The following is a 10,662-nucleotide window of genomic DNA, read 5'->3' as shown; positions in this document are numbered from 1 at the left end:
GCGTTCGCGAGCCTCTGAACCGTCGCGCCACCATCAGCATCAACTTCTGATCCCAAGGGGGAGGGCCAAATCCTCCCCCCACGGATCACGATGCCGATACCAAAACACACCGCCGGCCCGGATCACCCCAGGCCGGCGGTGTTGCGTTCGGGGTTAAGGAACGGGAGGACGACGGCGCCGACCAAGTAAGGCTGCCCTATCGTATCAGGGCGGAGCCCAGGCCGATCACGAGGGTGGCGGTCAGGAGGGCGGAGACCAGGGCGACGATCGCCAGGCCGAGGCCGCGCACAATCTCCCGCTCTTCGCCGTCCATGTCCCCTCCCGACGTCGAGCCCAGTTCTGCATGACGCTGTTCGGGACACAAGGGGACCGCAAGCGAAAACGGCGCGCCCCTTTCGAGAGCGCGCCGCCTTCAGGCCGGGCGGGGCCGTCGGCCGATCAACCTGGATGACGTCAGCCCGTGAAGGGACGGATCACGATCTCGACCCGACGATTCTGGGCGCGACCGGCGGGGGTGTCGTTGGACGCCACCGGGTTGCGCGACGAGACGCCGGCCACATAGAGCCGCTCGCGCTGGACGCCGTTGCGGATCAGGGCGTCGGCCACCGAAACGGCGCGCCGCTCGGACAGGGGCTGGTTGATGGCGTCGCCGCCGCTGGAATCCGTGTGGCCCACGACGTCCACGATCGACTGGTCATACTGGCGCAGGACGCCGGCGACGTCGGCCAGGGTCGCGTCGAAGCGCGGCTCGACGTTGGACTGGTTGGTGGCGAAGGTGACGTCGGCGGGCATGCGGAGAACCAGGGTGTCGCCCTGACGGGCCACGCCCACGCCGGAGCCGGACAGTTCGGCCTCCATGGCGCGTTGCTGGCGGTCCATGTACTGGCCGACCGCCGCCCCGCCCAGGGCGCCGACGCCGGCGCCGATCAGGGCGTTGCGACGGCCCTGTTCGCCGTTGGAGGTGTTCGTCAGATAGCCGAGGACCGCGCCGCCCAGGGCGCCGGCGATGGCGCCCGTGGCGGTGTTGTTGCGACGCGGGGTCGAGCTGTAGGGATCGGTGGTGGTGCAGGCGGTCGCGCCGAGCAGGGCGGCGACGCTGGTTCCGATGACGAGAATGTTGGCGCGCATGGTTCTGTTCCTTGGAAAGCGTTCGCTCCGAAACCCGGAACGTGGCCTTATAGTGAAGGTTCCCGCATGACGCGCAGATGAACAAGTCGGAGAGGGCGCCGATCTGCCAATTTCGGCCGTTAGGGCGTATGCAGACGTCCGAACCGACATGAGCAAGGCCCGACCGTGAACTCTGCCGACACCCAGACCTCCGCCGCCCCAGCCGCGACGCGCGGCATCACGCCCGTTTCGATGTCGCGCTATAACGCTGATTTCCAGGGCTTCAGCGACGACCTGGGGGCCTCATTCAAGCGCTACGGCTTCGCCGTCATCGCCGACCACGGCCTGGATGAGCTGACGATCGAGGCGGCCATCGCCGACGCCAAGGCCTTCTTCGCCCTGCCCGAGGAGGTCAAGCGGGCCTATCACAGGCCGGGGACCGGCGGGGCGCGCGGCCTGACGCCGTTTGGGGTGGAGGCGGCCAAGGACGCCAAGGCCGTCGATTTGAAGGAGTTCTGGCACGTCGGGCGCGAACTGCCCGAGGGTCATCCCTATCGCAAATACATGCGCGACAACCTGTGGCCGACCGAGGTGCAGGGCTTCCGCACCCACCTCTACGGCATGTTCGAGGCCCTGGACGTGCTGGGGCGCAAGGTGCTGCGCGCCATCGCCCGCTATCTGACGCTGCCGGACGACTATTTCGATGACAAGGTCGAGATGGGGAACTCTATCCTGCGCATGCTCCACTATCCGCCGGTTCCGGCCGACGCGCCGGGCGTGCGGGCCGGGGCGCACGAGGACATCAATGTCATCACCCTGCTGCTGGGGGCCGAGGAGGCGGGGCTGCAGCTCAAGGACGCCGACGGCCAATGGCTGGACATCGCTCCGCCGCCGGGGGCCCTGGTGGTAAATATCGGCGACATGCTGCAGCGGCTGACCAACCACGTCCTGCCGTCGACGACCCACCGGGTGGTCAATCCGGCGCCCGAGCGTCGCGGCTTCGCCCGGTACTCGACGCCCTTCTTCCTGCACTTCAACCCGGACTTCGTGATCGAGACCCTGCCGTCCACGATCACGCCGGAGAATCCCGATCGCTATGAAGGCCGCGCCATCATGGCCGAGGACTTCCTGACCGAGCGGCTGAAGGAAATTCGGCTTCTTTAGGCTGGTCCGCGGTCGTCGGCCCTTCGGGACCTCCCGACCCGACGCGGCCTGGCCCTTCGGGCAGGTTCAATCTCGGACGCAGGTCATCTCGCGCTCAAGCCGCAAGCGACCGCGTCGTGTCAGCGACTGATCCTGAGCTGCGTGATGTCGCGGCCGATGGCCTGGAAGGCCGAGACCAGTTCAGAGCCGCTGGAGGCGGCATAGGCCTTGTCGGGGTTGGAGGCGCAGCCGTTGAGCAGGGTGGCCGCCGCGCTGTTCGGCGATACCGAGAAGGCGACGGTGTAGACGGTGATGCCCCGGGCCTTCATGGCGGTGCACAGCTGGGTCGCCTGGGACGCGGAGGCGCCGTTGGTGGCGTTGGCGTTGATCTTGTTGCTGTTGGCGCCCGACCCTGTCAGGGCGTCCGCCGCGATCACCCCGTTGTTGTAGGGGGTGTTGAAATCGCCGTCGGTCATCAACACCACGGCCTTGACCGTCTCGGACGAGTTGTAGGGGTTGGCGGCCGAGCCGGACCAGAGACTGTTGAAGTTGGGCGACAGGGTATACCAGCCCCAGGCGGTGCCGATCTGGCCGGCGGTCGATCCCACGGCGGTCAGGCCGCTGATGCGCGCCTTGAGCGTGGTCTTGTTGCTGCTCAGGGGCATGATCTCCGACGACAGACAGGCGTTACTCGTTTCGTTCATCGGATAGTTGCGACCGACCGGAGCCGTGGCAGGCGAGGCGTCCGTATAGGCCTGGGTTCCGGTCCGCTCCGTGACGCAGGTGCTGATCCGCTGGACCGAGGTTCCGCCGTCGAGGTTGGTGAAGGCCTTGTACTCGCAGCCGGTGTTCGTGCAGTAAGCCGTGCCGCCGGAGCTGTAGGAGCCGGTGACCGAGCCGGTCTTGAAGGTGAAGGTGTTGGTCGTCCTGGCCGTGATGGTCCAGGCGGTGTTGGTCGCGCTGTTCAAGGCGCCGTTCATGCCGTTGACGCCGCTGATCACCACCTTGTCGCCGACGACATAGGGGTGGCCGTTGGAGGTCACCACGATGGTGCAGGTGGTCACCCCTTTCGAGGTGGAGCAGCTTCGCGTGGCGCCGGTGATGGGCGACCCGGCGGCCGTGGCGCCCCGGGCGTTGACGGCGGCGGCGCCGAGGTTGACCCCCATCGAATAAGGCACGACCGAAACGCGGGAGGTGTAGGGCGTCTGGACGTCCTTGACGATGGTGTCGACGAGGCTGGCCGCGGCGGTCTTCAGGGCGGCGATGTCATTGCCGTCCATCGAGCCGGTGACGTCCAGAACCATGGCGACTTCCAGGTTCTTGGCTGAGCGATTGACTTCGGAATGCGCGCCGACCGGGATGCGGTCGTTGAACAGCTGGCCGGTCGAGGGCAGGACGATGCCGGCGACCAGGGTCTTCACGCTCACCGTGGCGTCGGCGACGACGACCTGGCTGGTGTTCAGGGTGAAGGTGGCGCTGGTCAGGGTGGCGTCCGGGAAGGTCTGCAGGTTGGCGCGCAGCACCCGGTTGCCGATGGCGTTGATCTCGGCATTGGTTGTGGCCGAGGACCGGGCGGCGGCCAGGGCGGCGGCGACCAGGGCGTCGCGCAGGCTGGCGCGCACCGTCGAGGCGCGATTGATATCCACCCCGCCCATGGTGATCATGACCAGGACCGGCATGGTCAGGGCGAAGATCATCGCCACATTGCCACGGGTTTCGGCGAGAAAACGACGGGCGTGCGCCGTCAGGCGCACCGCTCCGCGCTTCATCCCGTCCTGATCCCACATCGGCGCACCCACAACGGCGTCCCCGGGCAAGTCGCCCGTATCAGCCGCGGAGTGTAGCGCCGGTATGTTAAGCGAACCGTCAAGGCACGCGGTTAACGCAAGCTTGACCGTTCTGGCGGGTTCAGGTCGAGGACCAGCCGCAGGGCTTGCCGCGGTTCTGTTCGGTCAGCCAGGTGTTCAGGGGCGCGAAATAGTCGGCGATGGCCGAGGCGTCGTTGCCTGTCTCGCCGGTGAAGGCCTGCATGGCCTCGGGCCAGGGACGGGACTGGCCCATCTCCAGCATGGCGTTGAAGCGTTGGCCGACCTCTGTATTGCCGTAAACCGAACAGCGGTGCAGCGGCCCGGTCCAGCCCGCCTGTTTGCAGGCCGCGCGCTGGAACTGGAACTGGTAGATGTGGGCCAGGAAGTAGCGGGTGTAGGGCGTGTTGCCGGGCACATGATACTTGGCGCCCGGATCGAAGGCGTCGGCCGGACGCGGTCCCGGCGGAACCAGACCCTGATACTTCAGCATGTCGGCGGTCCAGGCGGCGTTGTACTGGTCCGGGGTCGTCTTTCCGCTGAACACGTCCCAGCGCCAGCGATCGACCATCAGGCCAAAGGGCAGGAAGGCGATCTTGTCCAGCGCCATCTTGAGCAGGAAGGGGATGTCCTCGTCCGCGCCCGGCGTGGTCTTCAGAAGGCCGATCTGGTTGAGGTAGGTGGGGGTCAGGGCCGACAGGCCGACGAAGTCGCCGATCGCCTCGTGGAAGCCGTCATTGGCGCCGTTGCGGAACAGGATCGGCTGACCCGTGTAGGCCCGCTGGTAGTAGTTGTGACCCAGTTCGTGGTGAACGGTGTAGAAGTCGTCGCCGTTCACCTGGGTGCACATCTTGATGCGGATGTCGTCCAGGTTGTCGATGTCCCAGGCCGAGGCGTGGCAGACGACCTCCCGATCCCGGGGACGCGTGATCTGGGACCGTTCCCAGAAGGTCTGGGGCAGGCCGGCGAGGCCGAGCGAGGTGTAGAAGCCCTCGCCGGTCTTGACCATCTTCGTGGCGTCGTAGCCTGACGAGGTCAGGAGGTTGGTCAGGTCGTAGCTGGAGGCGCCGCCGGTCTTCGGCGCCACGACGTCATAGATATTGCCCCACTGCTGGGACCACATATTGCCCAGCAGATCGGCCCGGATCGGGCCGGTGGCGGGCTGGACCGCGTCGCCGTATTTCTCGTTCAGCCGGGCGCGGACGTAGCAGTGCAGGTTCTCGTAGAAGGGTTTGACCTGGGCCCACAGCCGGTCGGTCTCGGCGGCGAAGGCGTCGGGGGCCATGTCGTAGCCCGACCGCCACAGGGCGCCGGTGTCGGCGAAGCCCAGGTCGCGGCTGCCCTCGTTGGCGATCTCGACCATGCGGGCGTAGTCGGCCTTCATGACCGGAGAGACGGTGCGCCAGCCTTCGTAGAGGGCCTTTGTCTCGGCCGGATCGCGGCTTTCGGCGATCAGGACATTGGCCTCGTCCAGGGTGAGGGTCCTGCCCTTGAAGTTGAACTTGCCGGTCGCATAGGTCGAATCCAGCCGGGTGGTGATGTCGGCCAGCTCGGTCGCGGCGCCCGCCCGCGTCGGCGCCGGCAGGACGATGGCCAGTTTCAGGAGGTTCAGCTTGCGGCGCACATCGGCGGGGACCTGCACGTCATTGAAACGGGCCGCTTCGTTGGCCAGGCGGACCTGGGTCTCGGTGACCTCGGCGTTGACCTTGGCTTCCAGCCACATGGTGTCGAAGGTGATGTTGGTGGCGCGGGTCCACTGGATACGGGCTGCGCGCTCCAGCAGTTCGGTCATGGTGGTCTCGGCCGAGGCGATGAAGGCGGCGGCGCCTTCGGCTGTTGCGGGGTAGGTGTCGGAGGATGAAGAAGAGACACCGCTCGAAGCCTGCGCCGTCCAACCTGACTGCTGTTCAATCAATGCGGCATTTTCGGCGTCCGTGCTTGAGGCCGTGGTCGCGCAGGCGGCCAATCCAAAGGTGATGGCCAGCACCGAGGCTGTGGTCAGGATAGGCTTCATGTCGTCAACTCCCAGCGAGGGGCGCATGGGAGGGGAGGCGGGCTGAGCCGTCAAGCGTCGCCGGTTACCGGGGGACGCCGGTCAGCGGAGCACACAGGCCGCCAGACCCTGGTTTCGCACCACCCGGGCGTTGGCCTGGACGCGCGCGGCGCGGCGACGAACATAGGGGCCGGGCGGGGCGGCCTTGTAGCGGCGCGGGCTGGGCAGGATGGCGACAAGCCGCGCGGCCTGCTGGGGTGTCAGGTCGCTGGCCGAGACGCCGAACCAGTGCCGCGCCCCGGCCTCGGCGCCATAGATCCCCGGCCCCATCTCGGCGACATTGAGATAGACCTCCATGATCCTGCGCTTGGACCAGACGGTCTCGATCAGGACGGTGTAGCCGGCCTCCAGCCCCTTCCTGATCCAGCTGCGGCCGGGCCAGAGGAAGACGTTCTTGGCCGTCTGCTGCGAAATGGTCGAGCCGCCGCGCAGCTTGCCGCCGTCTTCATTGTGATCCAGCGCCTTCTGGATGGCCTCCATGTCGAATCCCCTGTGCGAACAGAAACGGGCGTCTTCCGAGGCGATGGCCGCATAGACGAGATTGGGAGACATGTCGTTCAGCCCGCGCCAGCGGTAATCCAGCCCCTCGCCGGCGGCGGCGCGCTGAAGCATGAGAATGGTCACCGGCGGCGGGACCACTGCATGGATCAGCACGCCGACGGGCGGGATCAGGACCACGATCAGTAGCAGCCACAAGAGGGGACGCAGACGACGGCCCGTCTTGCGGGACCGGGTCTTCGCCTTCGCGGCGGCTGTCAGTGAGGGGCGTTCACGTTCCACAGGAAGACCACGGCGAAGCTGGCGACAGGCACGACCAATAGGATCGCCGCGAACAGACATCCATAGCCGACCTGGGCGGCGGGCGTTTCCTTGCGATATTTGCTCATGGCGCCCGATGCGGTCCCGAAGGTCGCCGGGACCTTAACGGCGGGCGGTTAAACTTCCGCTACGCCCGCCGCGCCGTCCTCGTCGGCCCAGGCGACGCGCGTGGCGTCTGGCGACAGGGCCAGGGCGACGACGGGCGGGCCACGTTCGGCCTTGACGAAGTTCAGCCCCTGACCGGCCGGGTCGGCGATCCAGACCCGGCCGTCGGTCAGGCCGGCCGCCAGACGGCCATGGGCGGGCCGGGCGGCGACCAGGTTGACCATGGCGTTCTCGTCGTAGCCGATCTCGGTGGCCTCGCGTCCCATGGGGCCATTGGCGCCGATGAATGGCCAGAGGACCGCCCCCTGGGCCCCGGAGGTCGCCATCAGCTGGCCGCCCGACAGGAAGGCCAGGGACCGGACCTTGGATGGATAGCCGCCCATCCGCATGTCCTTGGCGTCCTTCAGGCGCCAGCCGTGCAACTGGTTGTCCTGCATGGTCGAGACGACGAAGGCGCCGTCGGGCGAGAAGGCGACGCCCGTGTGCGATCCGGCCCATTTCAGCATGACCGGCTTCTGCTGGGCGATCCGCGCATACCATAGGGCCGCCCCGCCATAGGTGGAGCAGGCGATGCGCCGACCCTTGGGATCGAAGGCCACGCCGGAGACCGTGCGTTCGTGCTCGAAGTCGCGGCGGAAACCGGCGTCGGTGGCGTCGATGACCGACAGGGTCTTGCCCGCCGAAAAGGCGATCAGGTTCGTCTCAGCCGAAGCGTCGATGGCGTCGATCCATTGCCCCCTGGCCGAGCGGGCCAGAAGACCCGCCTCGCCCTTGCGGCTCCAGACCACCTGGCCGTCGTCCCCGCCGGTGACCACCCCTTCGCCCGACGGATGCAGGGCTGCACACAGGACGGCGCCGTCATGGACCTCGTCATAGTGGCCGTCCTCGAACCGGACCGAGCCGTCGCCGAGGGCGAAGACGGCGCCGTCGCGGTCGAACAGGGCGGCGGTGACCTGGGCGTCGAAGGTGAATGTCGTCATCGGGTCTCCAACCACCGCTGCGTCATCTGGGCGGCGGATGCATAGGGTTCCTGAAGCTCCACGCTCCAGTAGTTCAGCGCCTCGAGCGGGATCGGCCGGCCCGTGACGGCGCACAGGACATGATCGCCGGACTTCAGGACGTCGAAATCGGCGCTGTTGTAGCGCAGGACGGCGAGGCGAGCGGGGATGGGGGAGGGGGTCATGCGGGCGTCCGGGCTTCGATGCCGATGCGGTTCATCTGGCGGACGGCCTTCTGATCGAAGGAAACGAAAACGTCCGCCCGCTTGAACTGGCCCTGCCGCGCAATGACCCCGTCAGCGAAGTCGCCGCCGGCCTCCAGGGTGGCGAGACCCGTCTGGACCAGGTCCATGTCGCATTCGATGGTCTCCGCTTCGACGAGGGCGCGGATCATCTCAGCGATTTCCGCCCGGCTTAGCCTGTAGGTTCGAGACAGAACCCAGACCGCCTCGCACAGGGCGACCATGGGCACGATCACCGCTTCCGCGTCCTCCAGGAGGCGCGAGGCGATGCGGTGCTGGTCGGGATCGTCAGCCAGAAGAAACCGAAGCAGGATGTTGGTGTCGACGGCGATCCTCAATGATCGTCGAGCCCGGCCATACCGGCGGCGGCGCCGGCCTCGGCGATCGCCTCATTCATCTCTTCGATGGTCAGCACCGGCTGGCCCGGTCGCTTGAGCATGCCCGCCAGCTCGCTCCAGCTTCGGGACTTGCGCCGAACAGGCAGGATGACCAGACCGCCGTCGGGCCGAACATCGACCTGGAGCCGGTCGCCCACGCGAGCGCCGAGACCCTCGAGCAGGGCCTTCTTGAGGGTGATTTGTCCCTTGGCGGTGACGGTGAGTTGGGTCATTCCGACGATGTAAGGCAAAATCGCCTTACCTTCAAGCCGCGCAGGCCTCGAACCCGGCCTTCAGCGCGGCCTCGTCGAGGTCACGGCCGATGAAGACGGCGCGGCTCCAGCGGCGTTCCTTGGCGCCCCATTCGCGTTGCAGGTCGCCTTCGAGGATCATGTGCACGGCCTGGAAGACCAGACGGCGGTCCTCGCCCTTGACGTCGATGATGCCCTTGGCGCGCAGGATGTTCTGGCCCTGCTCGCCCAGCAGCCGGTCGAGCCAGGCGGTGAATTTCGTCCCGTCCAGCGGCCGGTCGAGCGACAGGCTGATGCCCCGAATGTCGTCGGCATGATTGTGCCCGCGCGCGCCCGAAACCGGCGCCGAAACGGAGTCCGAAGAGTCGGTTGAGTCGGGACCGTGCGCATGGCCATGCCCATGATGGTGGTGCTCGTGGTCATGATCGTGCGCGTGGTCATGTCCGTGGTGATGGTCGTGGCCGCAATGCTCGTCGTGGACATGGCCTTCGGCGCCGTGGGGCGGGTTCACCCAGTCGGGGCGAACCTCGAGGATGCGGTCCAGATCGAAGCCGTGCAGCCCCAAAACCTGATCCAGCGGCACATTGGACCGTTCGGCGCGCGTGATGGGGGCCAGGGGGTTCAGGCCGCGCAGCCTGGCCTCGACGGCGGCCAGCTCGGCCTCGGTCGCCAGATCGACCTTGTTCAGGATGATCCGGTCGGCGAAGGCGACCTGTTCGCGGGCCTCCTTCGAGTCGTCCAGCCGCGCCATGACGTGCTTGGCGTCGACCAGGGCGGTGACGCTGTCGAGGGTTGTCCTGGCCTTGACGTCCTCGTCCACGAAGAAGGTCTGGGCGACCGGGCCGGGATCGGCCAGGCCGGTGGTCTCCACGATGATGGCGTCGAAGGCCGGCTTTCCGGGGCGTTGCCGCTTCATCAGGCCGGACACCACGCGGATCAGATCGCCGCGCACCGTGCAGCAGACGCAGCCGTTGTTCATCTCGAACACGTCCTCGTCGGCGCCGACCACCAGATCGTTGTCGATGCCGATCTCGCCGAACTCGTTGACGATGACGGCGTATTTCTTGCCGTGGTCTTCGGTGAGGATGCGGTTCAGCAGCGTCGTCTTGCCCGCGCCGAGATAGCCGGTGAGGACGGTGACGGGGATCTTGGAAGAGACGGTGTCGGTCATGGGCGCACACTTAGGGGCGGTGAGGGCCGTGCGCCAGTCGGGGCGGCGTCGGCGTGCGGGTGAAGAGTGCTAGTGAGTTGTGAGTAGGGACGCTGTGAGCCGCGCATGCCTCTACTCACTACTCACTAGCACTCTTCACCCGACACCCCGTCAGCAGTCAGCGCAATCCAGCGCGCCGCCGGATTCCAGCTGAAGCGTCGTGTGGCGGATCGAGAACCGGGTGCGGGCGAGCGCCTGAGCCTCGGCCAGCAGGGCGTCGGCGTCGGCCCGGTCGTGCACCAGATGGGCGGTCAGTGCGGTCTCGGTGGTGGACAGGCCCCAGACGTGCAGGTCGTGGATGGCGGTGACCCCGGGCAGGGCGAGGAAGGCGGCCTTAATCGTCTCGACCTCCACCCCGCGCGGGGCGGCGTCCAGGGCCAGATCGACCGAGTCCCGCAGCAGGCCCCAGGTGCCGATCAGGATGACGGTGACGATGACGAGGCTGACCAGGGGGTCGATGATCGTCCAGCCGGTGAACAGGACCACGGCCCCGGCGATGACCACCCCGATGGAGACCCCCGCGTCGGCCATCATGTGCAGATAGGCGCCGCG

At 67.2% G+C, this 10,662-nt stretch carries 12 protein-coding genes; 1 reads left to right on the top strand and 11 read right to left on the bottom strand.

Translation table 11 applies throughout. The features are described 5' to 3' along the window. Positions 1-453: 453 nt before the first annotated feature. The gene (locus ACT6QK_RS13730; protein WP_444598386.1) at positions 454-1,128 is read right to left on the bottom strand and encodes an OmpA family protein; all 675 of its coding nucleotides are present in this window, start codon (positions 1,126-1,128) and stop codon (positions 454-456) included. Positions 1,129-1,359: 231 nt separating this feature from the next. Between ACT6QK_RS13730 and ACT6QK_RS13725 the strand changes: the two genes are divergently transcribed. Beyond that, complete coding sequence (locus tag ACT6QK_RS13725; RefSeq protein WP_444598388.1) at positions 1,360-2,271, top strand: isopenicillin N synthase family dioxygenase; 912 nt, start codon at positions 1,360-1,362, stop codon at positions 2,269-2,271. Positions 2,272-2,390: 119 nt separating this feature from the next. Here the strand turns inward: ACT6QK_RS13725 and ACT6QK_RS13720 are convergent, their stop codons facing one another. The 10 genes from ACT6QK_RS13720 to ACT6QK_RS13675 form a co-directional block, all read right to left on the bottom strand. Then, a complete protein-coding gene (locus ACT6QK_RS13720) occupies positions 2,391-4,019 on the bottom strand; it encodes a TadE/TadG family type IV pilus assembly protein (RefSeq protein WP_444598385.1) in 1,629 nt (542 codons plus the stop codon). 139 nt (positions 4,020-4,158) lie between these two features. Beyond that, positions 4,159-6,069, bottom strand: a complete 1,911-nt coding sequence (locus tag ACT6QK_RS13715; protein WP_444598384.1) for a M2 family metallopeptidase — start codon at positions 6,067-6,069, stop codon at positions 4,159-4,161. An 81-nt stretch (positions 6,070-6,150) separates the two neighbouring features. Then, entirely contained in the window at positions 6,151-6,816 is a 666-nt protein-coding gene (mtgA, locus tag ACT6QK_RS13710) for a monofunctional biosynthetic peptidoglycan transglycosylase (RefSeq protein ID WP_444598387.1), read from the bottom strand. A gap of 47 nt (positions 6,817-6,863) precedes the next feature. Further along, the gene (locus ACT6QK_RS13705; protein WP_444598383.1) at positions 6,864-6,995 is read right to left on the bottom strand and encodes a hypothetical protein; all 132 of its coding nucleotides are present in this window, start codon (positions 6,993-6,995) and stop codon (positions 6,864-6,866) included. A gap of 48 nt (positions 6,996-7,043) precedes the next feature. Beyond that, complete coding sequence (locus ACT6QK_RS13700) at positions 7,044-8,012, bottom strand: WD40 repeat domain-containing protein (RefSeq protein WP_444598382.1); 969 nt, start codon at positions 8,010-8,012, stop codon at positions 7,044-7,046. Beyond that, positions 8,009-8,215 (bottom strand): DUF2093 domain-containing protein, encoded by a 207-nt coding sequence (locus ACT6QK_RS13695; protein WP_444598381.1) that lies wholly within the window; start codon positions 8,213-8,215, stop codon positions 8,009-8,011. Before ACT6QK_RS13695 ends, ACT6QK_RS13700 begins: the two co-directional genes overlap by 4 nt. Further along, complete coding sequence (locus ACT6QK_RS13690; RefSeq protein WP_444598380.1) at positions 8,212-8,610, bottom strand: type II toxin-antitoxin system VapC family toxin; 399 nt, start codon at positions 8,608-8,610, stop codon at positions 8,212-8,214. The genes ACT6QK_RS13695 and ACT6QK_RS13690 overlap by 4 nt, the downstream gene beginning before the upstream one ends. Then, a complete protein-coding gene (locus ACT6QK_RS13685) occupies positions 8,607-8,882 on the bottom strand; it encodes an AbrB/MazE/SpoVT family DNA-binding domain-containing protein (protein WP_444598379.1) in 276 nt (91 codons plus the stop codon). Before ACT6QK_RS13685 ends, ACT6QK_RS13690 begins: the two co-directional genes overlap by 4 nt. A gap of 31 nt (positions 8,883-8,913) precedes the next feature. After that, positions 8,914-10,071 (bottom strand): CobW family GTP-binding protein, encoded by a 1,158-nt coding sequence (locus ACT6QK_RS13680; protein WP_444598378.1) that lies wholly within the window; start codon positions 10,069-10,071, stop codon positions 8,914-8,916. A gap of 150 nt (positions 10,072-10,221) precedes the next feature. Beyond that, on the bottom strand, positions 10,222-10,662 hold a 441-nt coding region (locus ACT6QK_RS13675), incomplete at its 5' end, for a cation diffusion facilitator family transporter (RefSeq protein ID WP_444598377.1).

The sequence above is a fragment of the Brevundimonas sp. genome, from assembly GCF_052436175.1.
Taxonomy (GTDB): domain Bacteria; phylum Pseudomonadota; class Alphaproteobacteria; order Caulobacterales; family Caulobacteraceae; genus Brevundimonas.
Note: the sequence above shows the minus strand (reverse complement) of the source record. Positions and strands in the feature narration are given on the sequence as shown.